A 20,692-nucleotide genomic window follows, 5' to 3' on the forward strand; every position below is an offset into this window, starting at 1 on the left:
AAAATGAAAATAAATGATGCAGTTTTTGGTGAGCTTGAATATGATTATGTCTGGAGTAGAGATACTACCATTGAGTTTTGCGGAAAAGAAGCCGATATTGCTTTGATGATAGATGGTGAAGAAGATGGTGAATTTAGTGAAAAACAGTATGCTTCGTATAATTCTTTAATACAAAATTGGGGGCATCTTCAACAAAGTATTTTGCAACCAATTTTAGATTATTACAAGCAAAAACGATATGAGCTTGGGTATGATGTTTCATATAATGAAAATTATCCTTTAATTGAAACGATTGATCAGCTTCTTGAAAGGATCAGGCTAGTGGGGATTTATGTCCCATCTGCTAGACGCTTTGAAGGCAGATATATTGGACTAACATTTGACTGTACATGGGACATGGAAAATGGGGTAGGTATTCGTCTAATAAATGAAGAGGTAGCTAGGGTAGGATACCAAGATGTTGCAATTTAAGCATTACTATTTGTTAGAAATACACATAACAGAGTATGAAAAATTAGTTTTTTTTGGAAGTTAATAGCAAAAAACAGTAGAGATAGGTACTAGAAATCTCTGCTGTTTTTTTATGCAAATGGAAAAATTAATCTTGAAGGTTATTCCTATCGTACATACCATTGGGGTCTTTTACTAAAGATATTGAATTTGTAAATCCATCTGGTAAGGGTACGGGTGAAGCTACTAGACTTATTCCAGGTACCCCTGGAAAGGTTACAGGAGGTAGTTCTACAAAATTAGGGCAAAATTTATTGGAATCCATGGGGCTTCCACGTTCTGCATCACGGAAAGGATATCAGGCGCAACATATAATACCTAAAAACTTAAGAAATCATCCGGTATTAAAGAAAATTGGAATGGATATGGATCATGCTTATAACGGGATATTTTTACCGATACCAGCAAAAGATCCAAGTGCTTTGTCTAGGCATAGAGGATTTCATAGTGTATATAATAATGTGGTTAAAGATCAGTTAGATAAATTAAATATCAATCAAAGTATTAAGGAGTTGGAACAACAAGTATTTGAATTGCAACAAAAATTAAAAAAAGGTACAGAAAGTGGCTTGCCATTATACAAATCAAAGGTATTAGAAATTGGTATTGAGAAGTTTTACAAAACAAAATTAAATGAAGAAATAAAGATTTGGCAAAGAGGTGGCGGTGCTACTGAAGAACTTTGGGAAAGGTGGATAAATAAATGAAGTACGGAAAAAACACTCAATTAGTCGAAGAGGTTATTAATTTTATTACAAATTTACAACTTTTTCATAATGAAAATCTTCTAAATCGTGATGTTGTTATGGTTAATGAGTATGAAAGAGCACAAGAATTAGCATGGTCTCAAGATTTGGATGAGGTTGAAAACGTTTGGGAAGATATTAAATCCTCAGAAGGTGGGGAAATAATAGGACAATTATATGAGCATGATTTAAACTCTATGGAGCGTCCTATAAGGGAGATTATTCAATCATCCGAGAACTATCCAGGTGATTTTTTATTACAATATATTGATATTTTTGAAGAAATAATTGGAGATTTACATATGTGTGCACTAAATCGTTTAGTAAATGGAAAAGTTGATAATTTTTATGAAAGAATCTTTGAGGTTTATAAGCTTGGGGGATGGCCATGTGGATGGGAAGGTGAATATCCAGAAGGGAGAATAATTGTATATTCACCAGATAAAAAATAAAGTATATTTGCAGTGGAAAGAAAAACAATAAGTGGTTTAAAAGTAGAGACTCATGATGGTTGTACCATCATAGAGTATTACGTACAATGATAGAACAGAAAATGAGGTGCGAGCTTAGGCGAGATGACATTTTACCAGAAGATGAATATAAACGCATGGAAGAGACATAAAACTAACGAACTCGTACAAGCTCGTTAGTTTTAAAGTAATATTTGTCACGATATATATAAGGTGTCATACTATTATTATAAAACTTATAGATTAAAGCTACTTAAAAACAGATGAACTTAAAGCACTTGATTGTCGACTAAAGGCAACGAGTGCTTTTTTGTGTTTTAGCGTAGAAATAATGTGTTACAATCGCTTAAAGAAAATAATCTATTAAAAAACTTAAAAATACAAGGCTGGAAAACCGTAGATAAGATTAATGATGCGGACTACTTCATAAAAGGTCTAATAACAAAAGGTATGGACACCGTATCCCCATTCGTTAAAGGTGTAGAAATATCGCCAGATGGAAGTGTCATTAGATCCGGAACGAACTTCAGCGGAAAAGCAAAAGAAGCCCACGATGCCTCGAAGGCGAGTATTCAGAGTAGGATTACGAATTTGGAGAGTGGTGGGGTTAAGGGTACGGGTGATATTGGAACACCGCCTCGATACGGGGAAAGAAGAATCTCAAAGGAATTATATGATGAATTAAGAGATGGAACGCCTACTGCAAAGCTACGGGAAAAAGTTAATGAGGGCATTGAGGATAAAATAGGAACGCCTGACCCTGCTTTACCTGGTAAGTATATTACAGATAGACTTCAAGCTGATCATATTGTATCAATGAAAAATATAGCTAAGATGGAAAATTTTGATAAACTAACAAAAGAACAACAACTTAAGGTTTTAAATAATGAAGAGAATTTTTTAGGATTAAGTGAAGCAGCCAATAAATCTAAGGGGTCTAAATCTTATTCTGATTGGACAATTTATAAGAAAGAAAAAATTGAAGTTGATCCTAAGTTTAGAGAAGAGATGATAAAGAAGGAAAAAGAATTAGAAATGAAATTACAAAAACAAATTGATGATTTTGTTGAAAGGAAATAAAAAAGGATATAGATAAATAAAGGAGATGACATAGCATTATGGAACAAAAACTTGGGTTTTTAAGAAAATATAAAAGAAATGCACAACTTATATCATGCCATGAGATTAATAAACTTGATTGTGAGAAAATACCAAATTCATGGTATGAATTGTTTCAAGAAGAAAACGTAGACAAGAGAGTTGAGAGTATTTTATCGATATGGAAAGAGCAAGTAGGAGTGGAAATAAGAAACACTATTTCTTATTTGTCTAGGCACCTTGAAGAAGTAGAGCTTATGGACATAAATGGTAGATATTCAATTTTATACACTATTAAAACAGATAATGGTGAAATTCTATATTATGAGGGGGGAAATCCCAAAGATGAGTTTAATAATGAAGCATTAGAAAAATCTTGGGATAAGATTCCTTCAACAATACGAAATTTTTATCGAACTGTTCATAATGGTTTCTATTTTTATGCGAGCCAATCTATGGGTTTAGTTCCTTTAGAAAATGTAACTTTTTTTGATGATGATGAATGGGGTATTATTGAGGAGTTAGAAGAGCCTTTACAAATTGATTTACAAACTACTTTTGGTTTCTTTAAAAGTGGTATGGGTGGTTATGTTGCAGTAGATTATAAGAATTCTAATAATGATAATGCGACTTTATGGTGGACGAATAAAGAGCCTAGATATAATATGAATTTTTGGGACATAGTTGATGAATGGATAGTAATTGGATTTGAAGTTTAGTTTAAAGGTTCTGTTGCAAAGTTTTTATATAAACAAAAAAATCCTCATTTAGTAGGTAGAGTTTATACAACTTTGAATAGGTTCTCTAATTCATTGTACGTCGAAAAAACTAAGTTTGGTTGTTGTAAACTTCGTTTTTATTTATATAGGGCATGAATAGTTTAGTTGCCTTTTAAGGTACGTAAAGCATGGCGAAGCCTTTGAAATCCTGCGGATTTGGAAAAACGTCACTTGATATGTCTATGATCCTGTTCGATGAGGTAATTCAAATGCTTGATTGTGCAATGGATGGTATGCTTATGACCTTGTTCTCTCAATTTATTGAATGAGCAAAGTAACGCGGGAGCCTTGTCTGTTGTGAGAACCGTTGCTTCTCCAAATGTTTTTACTAGTCTTTTCATAAAGGCATAAGCCGCTTGACGCTCTTGTTTTTTGTGGAGCTGAATATACAATGTATGTCCATCTTTATCAATCGCTCGATAGAAAAGAAGATGTTTTTATAAATTGAGTGATGAGCTTAGAAAGATTTTTAAAGAGAATGAGCAAGAACTTTGGTGCTTTTTTACACTATCTCTTGATAGCGATGGAAAGCTGAAGGTACATTATGATTATACCAATTGGTTCAATACTGATTATATCTTTAATGGCCAGTTAGTTATTTTGGAATATAAATATTTAGGAACAGAACTAGATAATAGTAAAAGTAAAGATTTAATTGCCAAGTATTTAGATGAGTATCCCAATAATGTGACTTGGTTAAATAGAGCAGGATATGAATACTCAGTTGACCAGATACAAAGAGGTAAGATTATAGAAAAAGACAGAAAAAGGAATAGGCTGTTAAAAAATAAGTACTCTATGATGGTTATACCATCATAGAGTACTACATGCAATGATAGAATAGAAAACGAAGTACGAGCTTAGGCGAGATGACATTTTACTGGGTGATGAATATAATCACATGGAAAATATATTAAACTAAGAACTCGTACAAGCTCGTCAATTTTAACTTAGTAGTTGTCATGGCATGAAAAAGGTGTCGTACTGTTAATACAAAACTTACAGATCTTATAAATCTTACAAATTTATGCTACTTAAAAACATATGAACTTAAAGCACTTGATTGTCGACTAAAGGCAACAAGTGTTTTTTAATAGATAGGTATGCTTTGAGTGTATAAAAATTATTTTTATGAATTAGGGCTAACAGAAATTACTAGTATTATATAATTGAAAATACATTAGCAAAAGATGTGAACTATTCCTCTTCATTAAAGGTGAAGAAGTAATACTTAATGGAAGGATAAAAAGAAGCTCATGATGCCCCTAAGGCGAGTATTCAGAGTAGGATCTTGGGGGGGGGAAGGGTACGGTTAAAATCGATTACGATTTAGCTAAAGATTATATTAGAGATGTAGAGTCAAAAACAGGATTGAAGCTTCATAAAAGCCAAATAGAACAATTAAAGGCTGCTCTAAGGGAACATAAGTATGAAAAATGACGCCATTGGAAACGTTAAAATACAGAAATAAATTTAACAGTGTGAAAAACAAATTAATAAGTGAATGGGAAGAAAAAACAGGACAAACATGGCCAAGATATACTGAGGAAGTTTATGATAAAAAAGGTAGAGTAGCAAGGGATATTGGGCAACCCTATGATGCGCATCATATTATAGAGAATGATTTTGGTGGGCCTCATGAATGGTGGAATATACATCGAGCTAAGTTTCCTGATGTACATCAGGCAGGAATTCATGGTAAAGGGTCACCATCAAATCAATTATTTCCAAGGAGGTAGTTTTTATGGCTACATTTGATTTTATAAAAAATAGTCATCATAAGTTTTTTAAATTACAAGAAAATGAACTTATAGTGGCAGAAGAGAGACTTGGATTTGCATTTTCTAATGAACTTAGAAATTTTTACTTAGAAGTTGGCTATGGTTTTATAAAAGGAAATAATGTGGATGCAATAAATAGAATAATGGATCCAGATACTATAGCGGATATTACATTGAGAGAAGGTATTTACGAGTTTGATCCAGATTTAGAGGGAATATACGAGGAAGAAGATAAATTGGTTTTTTATGAAGTAAACGAGGGTGTATATTTAACACTGGATTTGAATACTCCTCAACAAACTCCTGTATATTTTTTTGAGACTCAAATAGCTGATTCATTGGAGGAATTTATACGAAAAATTAATCAGGATACTGAATACTTTGTGGATATGGTTGATTAATACTCTATAGTATAGATTAAAAGTCTTCAGTAATAAGTAAACAAACGAGATTGGTTATAGTAGCTTTATAAGTATTATAGTCACATACTACTCAATGTATACTTTACACAAGAGAATGACAAAGTTCGTGATGCTAAAGTTAAATATACACTGGCACATAAGACAAGCAAACGAAAAAGTACTTATTTTTGAAGTTGACAGAAAAAGAATAGGCTGTTAAAAAGTATATACTCTATGATGGTTGTACCATCATAGAGTATTACGTGCAATGATAGAATAGAAAATAAAGTACAAGCTTAGGCGAGATAGCATTTTATTGGGCGATGAATATAAAAATGCAATGGGCATGAAACTAACGAACTCGCAAGTTTTAACGTAGTCGTTGTCACGACATATAAAAGGTGTCATACTGTTACTACAAAACTTACAAATTTATGCTACTTAAAAACATATGAACTTAAAGCACTTGGTTGTCTATTTGAGGCAATAAGTGCTTTTTTAATTGAAAGGTATACTATAAATTTAAAGAAATTATTTTTATAAATTAAAGCTAACACAAATTACTAGTATTATATAACTAGAACTACATTAGCAAAAGGTGTGGACTCCGTATCCCCAATCTTTAAAGGTGTAGAAATAATGCCAGATGGAAGTGTCGCTAGAACTGGAACGAACTATAGCGGGAAATTCCAAGAAGCCCATGATGCCTCAAAGGCGAGTATTCAGAGTAGGATCTCGAATTTGGAGAGTGGTGGGGTTAAGGGTACGGGTGATACTGTTCATAGATCAGAAATTGACGAAGTAATTAAAAACGACTACGATATAGACGGGAATTTGGTTAATAGGTCAATTGTGCCTAAAGGTTATGATAGTGTTGAAGACTTTTTAACAAAAGTAGATGATACTACTATTAAAGAGTTTGGATATGATAGTGTTGAAGAGTTTAAAGAAGTTGTAGAACTAACAGAAACATATTTGAATACTAAAAAGAAAAATAATATATTAAATAAGCCTTTAGCAGGAGGAACACATGTGAAAAAAGGAGTAGATTTTGATATTTTAGGATTTCCAATATTTAAAGGGGATGATGTTAAGTTTTCTTTAAAGTTAGAGAAAGATTTCTATGTTATGAAAGATACAGATCAATTTAGGGAATGTACTAAATTGGTAAAAGAAGCAATTGAGAAAGGCGAAATCTCAAAAAAATTATTCACTAAAAAGCAGTTAGCTCAAATAAATGATGGTTTGCCTAGAATAGATGGATTAATATGGCATCATCATCAAATACCAGGGAAAATGCAATTAGTAATAAAAGAAGTTCATAGTGTGAATCATTTAGGTGGAAATAGATTATGGGGAGGCGGAATTAGATGAAGAATTTAGAATGGAAGTATGCGGATGATTCGGTTACGGAAGAATTTGTGGAGAAAATAGGTCAATCACTGGGAGTTGAGTTTCCAAAAGATTATATCGAGTGTGCAAAGGTAAATCATGGGGCTAATGTAATACCATATTGTTTTGATGTTGAAGGAATAGAAAGAGTTTTTGGTGCATTACTTTCTTTTGATGAGGAGAGTAGTGATTATATTGTAAGAGATTATAATAACTACCGTGCTACCTTACCTAGAGATGTAATTCCTTTTGGAATTGATCCAGCAGGAAATTTAATTTGCTTTGATTATAAAAATCATGAAGAAAATCCAATTGTTGTTTTTTGGGAACATGAAGATGCATGGGAAAAGGAAGCGCTGATGGAAAGTGAAGGGATTACGGCAGAAGAAGCAGAGAAAATTGCAAGAGAAAATGTATTTTTTGTTGCTAATACGTTCACAGAGTTCTTAAGTAAATTACATGATTAATAGAGCGTTAAAATTAAAGGGGTATCTTATAAGTGGCGGGTTTCACTTGCTTATGAGATACCCCTTTTTATTTTAGAATAGAACGGTTATTTAACAGAGAGGTTCAACAAACTACTACCTATGCTATTGCAAATTTGCTAAGTATAGAGAAATCCAGAATTCATAAGGGGATAAGCTTGGAAAAAAACAGCAAAAAGCATAGATGATATGACAGCCAAATCGAAAAGTTTTGAAAGTGACGACTAAGGTTTAATAACGTCTAAACAAAGCTGGGTGAATAAGCATCATACAGCAAGTAATAAGATTATAGATGATGAGATTAAGGGTGTGGAGGCTTCTCTTGCTAGTAAGGGTACGGGTGAAGGTATACTCAAACTAAAAAAATTAAACCGACTAATGAAAGAACTGCAGAATATGAAGAAGCTATGACAAAAGCAGCTAGAGATTTACCTCCTTATAGTAGAAAACCTAATAAACCAAGAGATTTTGAAGAAAAAGTAGTAGATGATTCTACAGGAATTACTACTTATACATTTACATCTAAGAAAAATGGGGAAACTTATAAAGTTAAATATGATAAAGGTGGTTACCCAATTTTTAATTCAAAATATGAAACATCTTTATCAGAGTCATATCATATAGAGCCTGACTCAGTGCAGTTTAAATATCTCTCACAAAAATTATATGACGATATAATGAAAAATCCAAACTTAGCAAAACAATTCAGCCAAACAGATATTGAGCTATTCAAATTAGGTAAGAAGCCAAAATCAGTCACATGGCATCATCATCAAGAGACTGGTAAAATGCAACTTGTTGATTACTATGAATATCAGGTTGCGGGTCATACAGGTGGTAGAGCAATTTGGTGTGGTGGAGATGACGGTAGAACAGGTAAACTGAAGAAAATTATTTTGGAGATGATAAAATGAGCCGAGTAACATGGCTATTTACGGATGGAGCGATAGATGAGCAAGTAATTATTGCTGTGGAGAATTCATTTGGTGTCAGATTTCCAGATGATTACCGTGAATGCATTAAAAAAAATAACGGTGGTTATCCTGAGCCTAATATTTATGATATTAATGATGATGAGGGTGGAGCAGTTTTTGATTGTCTATTAAGTTTTACAAGCAAAGATGCAAATATAGAAGTTGTTTATGAATTAACTTCACTTCCGGAAGGTATTATTCCATTTGCAAGAGACCCATTTGGGGGACTGATTTGTTTTAATTACTGTGATACTAAAGATTCTCCGTCAGTAGTTTTCTATGATCAGGAATCAGTGAATGAGGATAAAGTTAAATTAATATGCGAATCTTTTTCTGAATTGATTGAGAGATTATACTCTGATTGAGAAAAACAAAATGAACAGGAAAGAAGGTTAATTGTATGAGGAATTTAGATTTTGAATATACTTTTACTCCTATTGGCATTGAAGATATCGAAGATTTCGAGAATAAGTATGGTATATTGTTCCCTGATGATTATAAACAATTTTTGCTGTCTAAAAATGGAGGGAAAACTGAGCAACGAAGATTTAAAACTAATGATACAACTAAGAAAGGCGTAATAACATCGTCTGTTTCAATGTTTTTTCCTCTATCAATAGAAAATGAAATAAATCTAGAAGAGAAATTAAGAAGTTATAATTTGGTGCAAGTGGTACCAAGTAATTTGCTTCCAATTGGAATTGACCCAGCGGGGAGTTTGATTTGTTTATCAATTGATGGGAAAGATAGAGGTAGTGTATATCATTGTGATATGGATTACTTTGAAGAAGATAACGAGTTAAGAGAGGAATACATCCGACTAATTTCTAAAAGTTTCTCTGAATTTGTGGAGAATTTATATATTCCTGAAAACTAATGATAGGATTTTATTGATTCGAATTAGTTAATAGTTGGTTAATCTCTTTAATTTAAACGGGGCTTTCTTTATGGTCTAACGGCCCAGAGAAAGCCGCTTCTTTTTCCTCGAACTATTTAAAAGGACGGGTGAAGTTCCTAAAGTTAATCCGAAAATTAAAGTGAATTTTAAGACTGGTTATGATAAGCATTTAATTGAAGTAGAAGGTTTTAAAGCAAAACCGACTATAGGTATAAAAGGTGTCATACCGTTACTACAAAACTTACAAATTTATGCTACTTAAAAACATATGAACTTAAAGCACTTGATTGTCGACTAAAGGCAATCAAGTGCTTTTTTAATTGAAATGTATACTATAAATTTATAAAAGTTATTTTTATGAATTAAAGCCAACAAAAATTACTAGTATTATATAATTGAAATTAAACTAGCAAAAGTTGTGGACTCCGTATCCCCATTCGTTAAAGGTGTAGAAATACTGCCAGATGGAAGTGTCGCTAGAACTGGAACGAACTATAGCGGGAAATTCCAAGAAGCCCATGATGCCTCTAAGGCGAGTATTCAGAGTAGGATCTCGAATTTGGAGAGTGGTGGGGTTAAGGGTACGGGTGAAAGTGGAATTCCTCCTAGGTACGGTGAGAGAAAGATTACAGATGAAGAATATGAAGCATTAAGAAAAAAACACCGACAGCAAAAATAAGAAAACAAGTAAATAAAGGCCACAATAAAAAGATAGAAACGGAAGAAGATCAAGCTCTTCCGGGGAAAACTTTTATAGGTTCACTAGAAGCAGATCATATTGTGTCTATGGACAGAATTGCAAGTATGGATGTTTTTGGTAATTTAACAGAAAAACAACAGTTAGAAGTATTAAATAACCCAGAAAACTTTACAGGATTAAGTAAATCTGCAAACACTTCAAAGCAATTTAAATCGTATGAAGAATGGACACATTATAAAAAGGGAACACCAGATGAGATAGAAGTTAGTCCTGACTTTAGGAGCAAGATGATTACAAGAGAAAAACAGCTTGAAAGAATATTGCAAAAACAAATTGATGATTTTAACAAAGAATAATATTAAAAAGGATGGGAAAAAAATGAGTTCTAAGTTAGATATATTAAGAGAGTATAATGAAGATATTCAATTGATTAATGCAAATGAATTTAAGAATATAAACTCATCTTTAATTCCTGATTTATGGGTGGAAGTATTTAGTGAACATGATAGAGAAAAGAGAATCAAGAAAATTTTAAGTATATGGAAAAATATGTAGATAATAATTTATCTAATACTATTGCTTACTTATCAGAATACCTTGAGGATATTGAACTGATGGTAAGTGAGGACACCTATTCAATCTTGTATACAATAAAAAATCAAGGTGGAGCAGATTTATATTATGAAGGAAGAAATCCTAAAGATAGTTTTAATAATGAAGAATTAGAATCTTCATGGAGAGAAATTCCTGAATCTATTAGGAACTTTTACGAAAATGTTCATAATGGATTTTATGATTACACAAGTGAATCGATGGGATTGATGCCATTAGAAGCTATAACTTACTTTGGGGATGATGACTTAGAGTGGGGGATTATAGATGAATTGGAAGAACCTATAAGGATTAATTTAAAAACATCTTTTGGATTCTTTAGTAATGGTATGGGGAGCTACATAGCTATAGATTATGAAAATTGTAAAAATAACAATGCTACTTTTTGGTCGGCTAAGAGTCAGCCTAAATATAATGTTCACTTTTGGAATTTTGTAGATGAATGGATTGTTATCGGTTTTGAATAAAAGGTTTTTAAAATTTTGATACAAAGTCTATAAACTTAAAGAGATTTTTAGGTTTAGAAAACAAAAAGGCCAGGAATTATTCGTGGCCTTCCTTTTTGGTTACTTGCATTTTTAGATTTTCAATTTCACTTTCAAGATACTATTGAATCTTTATGTGAGGTAAAGAAAAAATAACAATATCTATTATTAATATTCTTGGCTTAGTTTGTTAGTAAACAACCAGATACAAAAGAATACATATAAAGTATGAATAGGGATGTAGTAAAAATGACAATGATACAATTTAATTCTTATCATCAAAAAGTAGAGATAAAGAGAAATTTAGAACTTATTAACTTAGAACATAAAAAAATTAGAGAGTATGTAAATTTTGATGTATGTTCTTTTGAGCAATTAGATGAATTTCAAGTAGGATACAGTATTGACACCGATGGAAACTCCCTTGTAACCGATGAGGAAGATACTTGGGACGCAAATTGGATTGTTATTGCATATGAAACCATGTGTGGAGATCCAATTATTATTGATTTAAGTGAGGAAAGATACCCTATATCTTCCATCATGCACGGAATGGACAGTTGGAGTGGTGGCGATTTTCTTGCAGATTCCATGGACTCATTTATTAATTTTATGAAAGATATAGGTGATTTTCTTACTGAGAAACAAGTGTTAGAAGGTAAAAGAATGATACAAACTAAAGAATTGGAAATATTGCTAAATGAGTTTTTGGAAAGAAATAAATTTACTGATTTTGAAATATGGCACTCTTTATTAAGTCCATTATTTGATATTGCAGAAGAATATGAGCAAACAATGGAGATAAAAGTAAAAAAGATGAAGGAAGAAGGAAAGAAAATAACGGAGATTGCTCACATGCTTAATATAAAACCTAAAGAAGTGTATGAGTATATTAAAAAAGTTTAATAGAAACTCTTCACTTTTAAGAGAATAATCAAGCACGATGAATGGAGCAATACAGGCAGAAAATGCTCGAATTTTTATAAAGCCGAAACAAAAAATCTGCTGAAGAAGAATCCATTTTGATCAATCTTTTTTTCAAAATGGATTCTTTTTATTTATTGTAAAACCTAGGATTAAGAGTTGTTTTTGATTAGACTTTAGGGTATTGGGGTTTCGAGGCAGCTCTGCATGAGCAAAGATACTTACAAAAAACCAATGAAATTCAAATGAATATCCATAAGTGAATACAGTATGGAGAATGGGACTGAAGGACGAAGGACGCGAAAGGTGGCTACTGGGATGAAGTATGGTGAAAATACTAAGTTAGTTGAGGAAGTTATCGAGTATATACAAAAAAGAAGCTTATTTGATAGGAATGATATAAAGTTACATGAATTATTACATGACATTGAAATGATTCATGATTTTGATAAAGCACAGGAATTGGCTTGGTCTCAAGATTTGGATGTTACCCAAATCGTTTGGGATGATATGAAATCGGATGAAAGTGCAAAATTATTAGAAGGAACTTATAACCCTAATATGGAATCAAAAAAAGAGATGTTATATGAAGTTTTTTCTGATAACTATAATTATTATCAGGCGTTTATTTCTATTGATCATATAAATATTCTTGAAGAAGTAGAAAGAGACCTTGAGATGTGTGCACTAAATCGTTTAGTAAATGGAAAAGTGGATAATTTTTATCCCGCATTAACGGGCAGTAAGACCGCCACCTCAAAATTCAGCGAGAGCAAAGAAGTTAGGTGGGGGATCAACTGCCCGTAAAAGCCCGATTGGTTCAACTAATAATCAGTGGGGGATGAACAAAACCCCCACTGATTAAAGTTTCACTTTATGAAAAGGTATTTAAGGTGTATAAAATGGGAGGATGGCCTTGTGGATGGAAAGGTGAGTACATGAAAGGGAAAATGATTGTCTACTTACCAAATGAAAAATGAAGGCTTACATACCGACATACTTTATGAATTTCATGAAATCTATTGCGAAACGATTATAGAGAGATGACAGGCGATACGTTTAAATATCTTGATAGTTTAGGAGGAATTATTAAATGATTAATCTATTTAATATTCCAGATTTGATAGAAAAGTCAGCAGCGAGTGATATTGAAATTCAAGCAGTAGAAAATCGTATGAATGTTACATTACCTAATGTATATAAGGAATTATTGAGATGTACAAATGGCTTTTCAATCGGTAGTGGGTTACTTATTTATGGTACGGAGCATATTGCAGAAAGGAACGAGGTTTGGGAAGTAGATGAGTATGCGAGGGGGTATGTCTCAATTGGTGATGACGGTGGGGGTAATGTATTTTTAATGGCTCAACATGCAGAGGAAAAAGAGGTGGTAGTAATTGATTCTGGGGACATGAATCCAAGCCATGCTACTGTAATTACCACTGATTTTAAAAAATGGGTAAATAGTGGTTGTGTAAGTGAAATAGAACAGAAAACGATACATAAGTCGTCTGATATTTGTAATATAGTGTTAGTGAAAACTCCTAGTGAAGGTTTGAAAGATGTAATAAGAATAAAGAACGTATTAGGGCTTGAGATTGCCGCGGTAGATTTGCTAAAGGGTTCAAAAAAACTTCCTTATATATTAGTAGAGAGATTTCCATACGGTAAGGCGAAAAAACTAATTGAAAAATTAGCAATTGATAGTACTATACTGAGTATAGAAATGACTGGGAAAAACAGTTAGTGTTAGAGGGTAACTTTCATACGATTAGAGAAATCGATATGGATCCAAGAGAGTAAATGGGGAGAGTTAAAAATGATTATAAATGATGCAGTTTTTGGTGAGATTGAGTATACATATGGATGGGTTAAGGACATTACCGTTGAATTTTGTGGAAAAGAAGTTGAAATAGCATTGATAGTGAAAGGTGAAAAAGACAGTAAGTTTGATGAAGAACAATATACTGCTTATAATTCATTATTGCAAAATTGGAAACGACTGCAGCAAGTTTTTTTACAAGCAATTTTAGACTATTACAAGCAAGAGCGTCAACAATTAGGGTATGATATTGGATTTAATGAAAATTATCCGTATATCGAAACTATTGACCAATTACTTAGGAGAATCACTTTAGTTGGAATTGTAGTCCCGTATGGAGATATTCATGAAGAGCGAGATATTGGGATAACTTTCGATTGTACGTGGGATACAGAGAATGGACTAGGAATACGTCTACTAAATGAAAAAGTAACTGAAGTGGGGTATCAAGACGTTGCCATTTGAATTTTAATCTAAGGAGTGAAAAAGTAGTATGAAAGAATTTGAGGAAAAGTTTAGTGAATTGCAAGCTGATATGATATCTATATGCATGGAATATGTTGAAGATAGAGCGGATAAAGTGTACGTTTATGCTTCGCGTGAGGAAGGAATTATTTCGGGAAGTTTCTTTTATTGCATTAACAATAAGTATGTAGAATGTCATAAAGTAAATGATGCATTGGAAGATGAAGGCGGAAGATATGATGTGTCTACCAAAAGACAGTCTATGGCATTGCGCATTATATGTGAAGATATTGAGAAAATTGAAGAATTATGCAAAGGGTATGAGCGTGACATGCCAACTGAGATGAAATTGATATATGATGCTCATAGTGGCAAGTTTAAAGCTCAATATAATTATGATTTAGTATATACGAATGATGAAGTTAAAACAGCTAGCCATATTGCTGATGAGTGGTTTGAGGAAGTGAAAAATAATAACCTTTAAAAGGGGTACAGTAATAGTTATATTTTAGTTAAATAGATAATGAGTGGGAGTAGAAAATGGAGAAATCAGTATTAGAAAAAATAGAATTAATTAAGGATATTTTAGGTAATGATCCATTTTGTTTGCTTATTGGTGAAATTATAGAGGTAGAAAAAAAGATTGATGAAAAATTAGAAGAAGGCCCTTTGAAAGATTATAATTTTATTATAAAAAAATATGAAATGTTGAACGGTGGAGTAATTACTATATATGGTCATCTAAAACGCAAAAGTATTCAATTTTATACGGAGAACATGCCAGGTGGTGCTGATAAGTGGATTTGTATAGGGAAAATTGAAAGATATCCATTGTTTATTAATAAGATGAATGGAGAAGTTTCTTGTTTGTATGGAGATTTAAGTAATCAAAATTTTATTATTGAATCATATGGTGATTTTAATAATTTCTTACAACATTTTTATGTAGGAAAAAGATATTGTGAATTAGGTAATAAGTTTGTTCAATTTAGAGGGATTAGTGAAACTGTTGGTAGTAAAGAGGATGATTGGTATCAGTTATTAGAAAGTAATAATTTATTATAATAGATTAATTGAACGTATTATGAACATAATGATGTGAAAATATGTGATAAATTATAATAACGATGTTGTAAAAAGGAGGAGAAGTAAATGGATTTTAATGAGAAAATCTCCATTTTATATAAAATGCGTTTTCTAGAGAATGAAGGGGATGATATTGAAGTTTTTGAGAGTATTCTTAATGAATTAGCGAATAAAGGGACAAATGATATAATTTCTGATCTTTGTATAATTTTTGAGGATGATATTGCTGAGCCATCAGCGGGTGACTACCTTATTGAAACGATTTTTTATATTGCTGAACATTCCGGGGTAGAGGAAGGGCTATACAAATTAGCTATTAGTATTCCTAAAATGTTACCTCATGCAGAATTCTGGGCGGAAAGAATTCATCGGACACTTTTACATTCAAAAGGTTTAGTCGTATCGTATATGAATGTTTTAGAAAATATAAATAGTTCAACAAAGCAAATAATTAAAGGAATTCTTCTTGAGATAAGAGAGGACGACCCAGATTTATATTTAGAACAAGTAAATTCAATCTTAGGGAAATTGTGATAAGGAGATACTATGGAAAAGATAAGTGATTTTATATGTTTCGAAAAGCCGTCACAAGAGATTGTTGAAAAGTATACAGGTAAAGTTCCTGAACAAATAATAGATTTATGGAAACAATATGGATTTGGAAGTATGTTAAACGGATATTTAAGGGTGATAAATCCAGAAGAATACTTAGATATATTAAAGGAAAGTTATATCCGTTATGAAGAGGCTATCCCGGTTTTTACAACAGGTATGGGAGATATTCTTGTGTGGGAAAATAACTATTTATTATTACTTAAGTATCGAAAAGGTACGGTAGATGTAGCAGTTGGAAAATTTAAGTTTTTCTTTAAAAATACGAAAGATGACTATTTTTTAGAGAAAGTATTGGATTGGATGCCTTACAAGCAGGCAATACACAGGTACGGAAGCCTTGAAATTGATGAATGCTTTGGTTACACACCGTTACTTGCATTAGGTGGATCAGAAAAAGTAGAAAACTTACAAAAGGTTAAACTTATCGAGCATGTTTATTTCATTACTCAATTTATAGGTCCAATAGAATAATGAACGAAGAAACTGGAGGCAAGATAAAGAGGCTTTCAGATTTATTATTTTGACAAAAGTATATTACTGTAAGGGAGGAAAGTAAATGAATGTAGAGAACGTGGAAATTATTTATCAAAAAGTAGCTGTGCAGTTAAACAGTATTATTCCAGAATAATGGGAAAAAGTAATGGTATATTCAGAAGTTGATGAATATAGTGATTCGACGGTATTTTTCTATTACCCCAAAAATAAGCAGGAACTGATATACAGTTTAGATATTGAAGATATGGAAGGGATTGATGAAGACGAGACTAATCGTCAATTAAATATTCTTGACAGTATCTTCAGAGAGTTATGGGAAGAATTTAAAAAAAATAAGCAGGAACCATGGACTAATGTAACATTTGAGTTATACTCTACTGGTAAGTTTGATGTTGAATTTGATTATACTTTATTAGAGGAAGAAAATAATTATAATCATTATGAGAGATTACTTATATGGAAGTATAAAAAGTTAGGAGTTTCTCCTGATGAAAAGAGAGAAAGTGATGTGAAACTAATTAGAGAATATATTCATACACAAAAATGATCTTTACTAGGGTTATAGATATAAGGTGTTTGAAAATAGATATCCTATGATAGCTGTCCTATCATAGGGTAGGTGACTCATTTTTTACTGTATCGAATATCTCATCTCATACGTTTTTATACTTATTATCTATGGTTACACACAACTCATCGTTTACTCTTGCCAACAACCTATTTTCCTCAATGATTCTCACCGAATTATCTTTCATGTATAAATTAAATCGAGCAGGTAATTCCGAGTTTGTTTCAGGAAATACGCTTCATTTCATAACAAGTCATTGGCAAATTCCTATAATTAAAATTCGGAAAATTAAAATAAAATGTTAAAGTATGTAATTATTTGTTTTATAATGGAATTGTGTTTTGGTAAGAATATTTTAAATGTTTGTAATCTAAATCAAACAGGAGGTTGTAAATATGGGGAGGAAATATGTAATTAGGATCCTAGCTTTACTCTCTGTCATATCTCTTTTCTTTAATTTAATGTTACCAAAGGCTAGCGCGGAAATTGAAAAGATTCCATCATTGAAAACAACAGCTACAAACAAAGCTGATGGCGGAAAAGAGATGCATGCAAAGAAGTCTATCACGATCCAAGACAAAGTAGAGTACACTAACTTAGTTGTTGGTAAAGAGTACACTGTAAAAGGTAAACTAATGAACAAAGTTATAAATAAGCCATTATTAATTGATGGAAAAGAAGTAACAGCTGAGACTAAGTTTACAGCAAAAGAAAAGAATGGTTTTGTAGCATTAGACTTTCCTTTCGTTGGTGCAGAACAGCAAGGTAGAGAAGTAGTAGTGTTTGAAGAGCTGTATCAAGATGGTGTCTTAGTGGCAACTCATGCTGACATTAATGACGTAGGGCAAACGGTTCGATTTGTAGAACCAACAATCAAAACAACAGCAACAAATAAAGCGGATGGTGGAAAAGAGATGCATGCAAAAGATTCCATCACGATTCAAGATAAAGTGGAATACAAAGATTTAATCGTAGGGAAAGAATATGTTGTAAAAGGTAAACTAATGAACAAAGTTACGAACAAACCATTATTAATAGATGGAAAGGAAGTAACAGCTGAGACTAAGTTTACAGCAAAAGAAAAGAACGGTTTTGTAACATTAGACTTTCCTTTCGTTGGTGCAGAGCAGCAAGGAAGAGAAGTGGTAGTGTTTGAAGAGGTATATCAAGACGGTGTTTTAGTGGCAATTCAATCTGACATTAACGATGTGGGGCAAACGGTTCGATTTGTAGAACCAACAATCAAGACAACAGCGACAAACAAAGCAGACGGTGGAAAAGAGATGCATGCAAAAGATTCCATCACGATCCAAAATAAAGTGGAATATAAGGACTTGATCGTAGGAAAAGAATATGTTGTAAAAGGGAAATTAATGAACAAAGTTATGAACAAACCATTATTAATAGATGGAAAGGAAGTAACAGCTGAGACTAAGTTTACAGCAAAAGAAAAGAACTGGTTTGTAACACTAGACTTTCCTTTCGTTGGTGCAGAGCAGCAAGGAAGAGAAGTAGTAGTGTTTGAAGAGGTATATCAAGACGGTGTTTTAGTGGCAGTTCAATCTGACATTAACGATGTAGGGCAAACAGTTCGATTCGTAGAACCAACAATCAAAACAACAGCAACAAATAAAGCTGATGGTGGAAAAGAGATGTATGCAAACGAATCTGTCACGATTCAAGATAAAGTGGAATACAAAGACTTAATCATAGGAAAAGAATATGTAGCAAAAGGTAAACTAATGGATAAAGCAACAAAGAAACCTTTACTAGTTGATGGTAAAGAAGTAGCAGTAGAATCTAAATTTACTGCAAAAGAGAAGAATGGTTCTATCACACTTGATTTCACATTTAATGCTTCTAAACTACAAGGTAAAGAAGTAGTAGTATTTGAAAAACTATATCAAGATGATATCTTAGTAGCAATCAACGTTGACATTGAAGATGCGGACCATACAGTGAAGTTCAAAGCGGAAAAATTAGGAAAACCACAGCAGGAAAAGCCGCAATTAGAGCAACCTAAAACAGGAAAAACATCAAAAGCTGGAACATTACCAGCTACAGGTGGAAATATGTACTTTACGTGGTTCTCAGTCGGAGCCGGTCTTTTGTTATTAACTCTTGGAGCCATATTATTTATTAAACGTAGAAATGCATAATAAATAGTTTTTTAGGCAGAAGATATGGATATGAAATAAAGTTACGATGCTATCTTTTCAATTACAGAACCTTACATGTGTTTGGATTAAACTTTTTATAAAAATTGAACATATAGTCATAAAGAAAGGCTCTCTTTTGATTCGGTTTTTCAAAAGAGGGTCTTTTCTTAGTAACATGCTGGTTGGTAAACGAAATGTTACTAAGGAATATATGTATAGAACTAGATACAAGTAATAGTTGAGGAAAGGCCATTGTTGGAGTGGTGAAAAATAGAGTTATCCAAATAATAGAATACTACTGAGTTGATAATGGAAATGAAATTTATGCTAATTAAATAGGAGGACATAGTGAACAAGAAAAGGCAGTTAATTCAACAAGTAAAAGTCGTGATACATAAGTTGGAGAAAGACTATGTGAAAGATATTAAGGGAATAACCATTGTGGGTGGTGTACGTGCATATATGGACAGTCACAATGACTATCCACATACATTATTAGAAGAATTATATAAAGCTGAAACGATCACCAAAGAATTAACTAACAGATAGTGATAGAGGAAAAACAAGAAGTGATAAAATAAGGGAGAAACTGTTTATAAAAAATAAAATATAATTCTTGCAATGCTTGAGAATAAGGAGAGCTATTATGAAGATATGGCAACTAACAAATTTATTAGGCAATGATGAATTAACTACGTGTAATAAAAATGGACAAGAAGTATTTGAAGATGGATTTAATGGTATACCTATGCTTAGTACATGGAAACCTATTCAAATGAAAACATATAAACATATGGAAAAAGCTGATTTGTTAAGTTTTGAGGGAGAGTCATTTCCTACCCCACCTATTTTTACAAAAAAAGCTATACATATTTTAAATGATTTAATAGAGGATCAAGTAGAGTGTTTACCGCTATTACATGAGACATATAGTTGTTATGCTGTAAATGTAACGAATATTTTTGAGTGTGTGGATCATAAAAAATCAGTTTCTACTAAATACGGTGGTTATGATGAGTTTATCTTTATCCCAGAAAAAGTAGAAAATCAGCATATATTTCGTAATAGTAACACGCAACATTCATTAGGAGATCTCCCTATTACATCTGTAGAAATATTTGTATCAGATGCTTTTAAAGAAAGAGTTACAAATAGTGGATTGAAAGGATTTCGTTTTAAATTAGTATGGGAATCTGATGAGAAAAATGATGAATAAGAAATAGAAAA

Annotated in this window: 23 protein-coding genes and 8 pseudogenes; 30 read left to right on the forward strand and 1 reads right to left on the reverse strand. The window is 32.2% G+C overall.

Annotated elements, in window-relative coordinates; genetic code table 11:
* Positions 1-3 precede the first annotated feature (3 nt).
* From JTF23_RS18400 to JTF23_RS18420, 5 genes and pseudogenes are all read left to right on the forward strand, one after another.
* The gene (locus JTF23_RS18400; RefSeq protein ID WP_002110821.1) at positions 4-471 is read left to right on the forward strand and encodes a DUF6985 domain-containing protein; all 468 of its coding nucleotides are present in this window, start codon (positions 4-6) and stop codon (positions 469-471) included.
* Between the two features lie 161 nt (positions 472-632).
* Positions 633-1,217 carry an AHH domain-containing protein gene (locus JTF23_RS18405; protein WP_204209362.1) on the forward strand — a complete coding sequence of 195 codons (585 nt, stop codon included), beginning with the start codon at positions 633-635 and terminating at the stop codon, positions 1,215-1,217.
* The gene (locus JTF23_RS18410; RefSeq protein ID WP_204209363.1) at positions 1,214-1,708 is read left to right on the forward strand and encodes a cytoplasmic protein; all 495 of its coding nucleotides are present in this window, start codon (positions 1,214-1,216) and stop codon (positions 1,706-1,708) included. Before JTF23_RS18405 ends, JTF23_RS18410 begins: the two co-directional genes overlap by 4 nt.
* A 348-nt stretch (positions 1,709-2,056) precedes the next feature.
* Positions 2,057-2,826 (forward strand): annotated as a pseudogene (locus JTF23_RS18415) (hypothetical protein); the annotation flags it as partial.
* An 18-nt stretch (positions 2,827-2,844) separates the two neighbouring features.
* The gene (locus JTF23_RS18420; RefSeq protein ID WP_002110815.1) at positions 2,845-3,543 is read left to right on the forward strand and encodes an SMI1/KNR4 family protein; all 699 of its coding nucleotides are present in this window, start codon (positions 2,845-2,847) and stop codon (positions 3,541-3,543) included.
* A 62-nt stretch (positions 3,544-3,605) separates the two neighbouring features.
* Here the strand turns inward: JTF23_RS18420 and JTF23_RS18425 are convergent.
* Positions 3,606-4,025, reverse strand: a pseudogene (locus JTF23_RS18425) (DDE-type integrase/transposase/recombinase); the annotation flags it as partial.
* 22 nt (positions 4,026-4,047) lie between these two features.
* Between JTF23_RS18425 and JTF23_RS18430 the strand changes: the two are divergent.
* The 25 genes and pseudogenes from JTF23_RS18430 (at position 4,048) to JTF23_RS18535 (ending at position 20,681) form a co-directional block, all read left to right on the forward strand.
* On the forward strand, positions 4,048-4,422 hold the full coding sequence (locus tag JTF23_RS18430) for an immunity protein YezG family protein (RefSeq protein ID WP_002110814.1): 375 nt from the start codon (positions 4,048-4,050) through the stop codon (positions 4,420-4,422).
* 483 nt (positions 4,423-4,905) lie between these two features.
* Positions 4,906-5,342 (forward strand): annotated as a pseudogene (locus JTF23_RS18435) (WXG100 family type VII secretion target); the annotation flags it as partial.
* 5 nt (positions 5,343-5,347) lie between these two features.
* On the forward strand, positions 5,348-5,785 hold the full coding sequence (locus JTF23_RS18440; RefSeq protein ID WP_016105432.1) for an SMI1/KNR4 family protein: 438 nt from the start codon (positions 5,348-5,350) through the stop codon (positions 5,783-5,785).
* A gap of 357 nt (positions 5,786-6,142) precedes the next feature.
* A pseudogene (locus JTF23_RS28240) lies at positions 6,143-6,328 on the forward strand (hypothetical protein); the annotation flags it as partial.
* Positions 6,329-6,424: 96 nt separating this feature from the next.
* A complete protein-coding gene (locus JTF23_RS18445; RefSeq protein ID WP_016105431.1) occupies positions 6,425-7,159 on the forward strand; it encodes an HNH endonuclease in 735 nt (244 codons plus the stop codon).
* The gene (locus JTF23_RS18450; protein ID WP_000792753.1) at positions 7,156-7,644 is read left to right on the forward strand and encodes an SMI1/KNR4 family protein; all 489 of its coding nucleotides are present in this window, start codon (positions 7,156-7,158) and stop codon (positions 7,642-7,644) included. Before JTF23_RS18445 ends, JTF23_RS18450 begins: the two co-directional genes overlap by 4 nt.
* Before the next feature lie 180 nt (positions 7,645-7,824).
* Positions 7,825-8,007: pseudogene (locus JTF23_RS28505) on the forward strand (hypothetical protein); the annotation flags it as partial.
* A gap of 62 nt (positions 8,008-8,069) precedes the next feature.
* The gene (locus JTF23_RS18455; protein WP_016105430.1) at positions 8,070-8,576 is read left to right on the forward strand and encodes an HNH endonuclease; all 507 of its coding nucleotides are present in this window, start codon (positions 8,070-8,072) and stop codon (positions 8,574-8,576) included.
* Positions 8,573-9,001, forward strand: a complete 429-nt coding sequence (locus tag JTF23_RS18460; RefSeq protein ID WP_016105429.1) for an SMI1/KNR4 family protein — start codon at positions 8,573-8,575, stop codon at positions 8,999-9,001. The genes JTF23_RS18455 and JTF23_RS18460 overlap by 4 nt, the downstream gene beginning before the upstream one ends.
* Before the next feature lie 35 nt (positions 9,002-9,036).
* The gene (locus JTF23_RS18465; RefSeq protein WP_016105428.1) at positions 9,037-9,513 is read left to right on the forward strand and encodes an SMI1/KNR4 family protein; all 477 of its coding nucleotides are present in this window, start codon (positions 9,037-9,039) and stop codon (positions 9,511-9,513) included.
* Positions 9,514-9,952: 439 nt separating this feature from the next.
* Positions 9,953-10,213 carry a hypothetical protein gene (locus JTF23_RS27915; RefSeq protein ID WP_070170398.1) on the forward strand — a complete coding sequence of 87 codons (261 nt, stop codon included), beginning with the start codon at positions 9,953-9,955 and terminating at the stop codon, positions 10,211-10,213.
* A 107-nt stretch (positions 10,214-10,320) separates the two neighbouring features.
* Positions 10,321-10,590, forward strand: coding sequence for a hypothetical protein (locus JTF23_RS27920; protein ID WP_016105426.1), 270 nt, complete (start codon positions 10,321-10,323; stop codon positions 10,588-10,590).
* Between the two features lie 22 nt (positions 10,591-10,612).
* Positions 10,613-11,313: pseudogene (locus tag JTF23_RS18475) on the forward strand (SMI1/KNR4 family protein).
* A 267-nt stretch (positions 11,314-11,580) separates the two neighbouring features.
* The gene (locus JTF23_RS18480; RefSeq protein WP_000177836.1) at positions 11,581-12,237 is read left to right on the forward strand and encodes an SMI1/KNR4 family protein; all 657 of its coding nucleotides are present in this window, start codon (positions 11,581-11,583) and stop codon (positions 12,235-12,237) included.
* Between the two features lie 336 nt (positions 12,238-12,573).
* Positions 12,574-13,235 (forward strand): annotated as a pseudogene (locus JTF23_RS18485) (cytoplasmic protein).
* A 113-nt stretch (positions 13,236-13,348) separates the two neighbouring features.
* The gene (locus JTF23_RS18490) at positions 13,349-14,002 is read left to right on the forward strand and encodes an SMI1/KNR4 family protein (protein ID WP_016105423.1); all 654 of its coding nucleotides are present in this window, start codon (positions 13,349-13,351) and stop codon (positions 14,000-14,002) included.
* 72 nt (positions 14,003-14,074) lie between these two features.
* Entirely contained in the window at positions 14,075-14,542 is a 468-nt protein-coding gene (locus JTF23_RS18495) for a DUF2004 domain-containing protein (protein WP_016105422.1), read from the forward strand.
* A gap of 28 nt (positions 14,543-14,570) precedes the next feature.
* Positions 14,571-15,026 carry an immunity protein YezG family protein gene (locus tag JTF23_RS18500; RefSeq protein WP_016105421.1) on the forward strand — a complete coding sequence of 152 codons (456 nt, stop codon included), beginning with the start codon at positions 14,571-14,573 and terminating at the stop codon, positions 15,024-15,026.
* Between the two features lie 56 nt (positions 15,027-15,082).
* Entirely contained in the window at positions 15,083-15,607 is a 525-nt protein-coding gene (locus JTF23_RS18505; RefSeq protein WP_016105420.1) for a hypothetical protein, read from the forward strand.
* An 87-nt stretch (positions 15,608-15,694) separates the two neighbouring features.
* Positions 15,695-16,162 (forward strand): Imm30 family immunity protein, encoded by a 468-nt coding sequence (locus tag JTF23_RS18510; protein ID WP_016105419.1) that lies wholly within the window; start codon positions 15,695-15,697, stop codon positions 16,160-16,162.
* A gap of 12 nt (positions 16,163-16,174) precedes the next feature.
* Entirely contained in the window at positions 16,175-16,714 is a 540-nt protein-coding gene (locus JTF23_RS18515; RefSeq protein ID WP_016105418.1) for a T6SS immunity protein Tdi1 domain-containing protein, read from the forward strand.
* Positions 16,715-16,799: 85 nt separating this feature from the next.
* Positions 16,800-17,285, forward strand: a pseudogene (locus tag JTF23_RS18520) (immunity protein YezG family protein).
* 416 nt (positions 17,286-17,701) lie between these two features.
* The gene (locus JTF23_RS18525; RefSeq protein WP_016105416.1) at positions 17,702-19,465 is read left to right on the forward strand and encodes a VaFE repeat-containing surface-anchored protein; all 1,764 of its coding nucleotides are present in this window, start codon (positions 17,702-17,704) and stop codon (positions 19,463-19,465) included.
* Positions 19,466-19,813: 348 nt separating this feature from the next.
* Positions 19,814-20,014, forward strand: a complete 201-nt coding sequence (locus JTF23_RS18530; protein ID WP_016105415.1) for a hypothetical protein — start codon at positions 19,814-19,816, stop codon at positions 20,012-20,014.
* A gap of 97 nt (positions 20,015-20,111) precedes the next feature.
* On the forward strand, positions 20,112-20,681 hold the full coding sequence (locus JTF23_RS18535) for an imm11 family protein (protein WP_002110786.1): 570 nt from the start codon (positions 20,112-20,114) through the stop codon (positions 20,679-20,681).
* Positions 20,682-20,692: the final 11 nt, after the last annotated feature.

This window comes from Bacillus sp. RIT 809 (assembly GCF_016892495.1).
Classification (GTDB): Bacteria; Bacillota; Bacilli; order Bacillales; family Bacillaceae_G; genus Bacillus_A; species Bacillus_A cereus_U.

Bases quoted from the DNA above. Each gene is read 5' to 3' on its own strand.
- JTF23_RS18505 (WP_016105420.1), top strand. From the start codon at position 15,083: ATGGAGAAATCAGTATTAGAAAAAATAGAATTAATTAAGGATATTTTA.
- JTF23_RS18400 (WP_002110821.1), top strand. From the start codon at position 4: ATGAAAATAAATGATGCAGTTTTTGGTGAGCTTGAATATGATTATGTC.
- JTF23_RS18480 (WP_000177836.1), top strand. From the start codon at position 11,581: ATGACAATGATACAATTTAATTCTTATCATCAAAAAGTAGAGATAAAG.
- JTF23_RS18510 (WP_016105419.1), top strand. From the start codon at position 15,695: ATGGATTTTAATGAGAAAATCTCCATTTTATATAAAATGCGTTTTCTA.
- JTF23_RS18465 (WP_016105428.1), top strand. From the start codon at position 9,037: ATGAGGAATTTAGATTTTGAATATACTTTTACTCCTATTGGCATTGAA.
- JTF23_RS18515 (WP_016105418.1), top strand. From the start codon at position 16,175: ATGGAAAAGATAAGTGATTTTATATGTTTCGAAAAGCCGTCACAAGAG.
- JTF23_RS18500 (WP_016105421.1), top strand. From the start codon at position 14,571: ATGAAAGAATTTGAGGAAAAGTTTAGTGAATTGCAAGCTGATATGATA.
- JTF23_RS18440 (WP_016105432.1), top strand. From the start codon at position 5,348: ATGGCTACATTTGATTTTATAAAAAATAGTCATCATAAGTTTTTTAAA.
- JTF23_RS18495 (WP_016105422.1), top strand. From the start codon at position 14,075: ATGATTATAAATGATGCAGTTTTTGGTGAGATTGAGTATACATATGGA.
- JTF23_RS18455 (WP_016105430.1), top strand. From the start codon at position 8,070: ATGACAAAAGCAGCTAGAGATTTACCTCCTTATAGTAGAAAACCTAAT.
- JTF23_RS18535 (WP_002110786.1), top strand. From the start codon at position 20,112: ATGAAGATATGGCAACTAACAAATTTATTAGGCAATGATGAATTAACT.
- JTF23_RS18490 (WP_016105423.1), top strand. From the start codon at position 13,349: ATGATTAATCTATTTAATATTCCAGATTTGATAGAAAAGTCAGCAGCG.
- JTF23_RS18460 (WP_016105429.1), top strand. From the start codon at position 8,573: ATGAGCCGAGTAACATGGCTATTTACGGATGGAGCGATAGATGAGCAA.
- JTF23_RS18450 (WP_000792753.1), top strand. From the start codon at position 7,156: ATGAAGAATTTAGAATGGAAGTATGCGGATGATTCGGTTACGGAAGAA.
- JTF23_RS18445 (WP_016105431.1), top strand. From the start codon at position 6,425: ATGCCAGATGGAAGTGTCGCTAGAACTGGAACGAACTATAGCGGGAAA.
- JTF23_RS27920 (WP_016105426.1), top strand. From the start codon at position 10,321: ATGGACAGAATTGCAAGTATGGATGTTTTTGGTAATTTAACAGAAAAA.
- JTF23_RS18525 (WP_016105416.1), top strand. From the start codon at position 17,702: ATGGGGAGGAAATATGTAATTAGGATCCTAGCTTTACTCTCTGTCATA.
- JTF23_RS18420 (WP_002110815.1), top strand. From the start codon at position 2,845: ATGGAACAAAAACTTGGGTTTTTAAGAAAATATAAAAGAAATGCACAA.
- JTF23_RS18410 (WP_204209363.1), top strand. From the start codon at position 1,214: ATGAAGTACGGAAAAAACACTCAATTAGTCGAAGAGGTTATTAATTTT.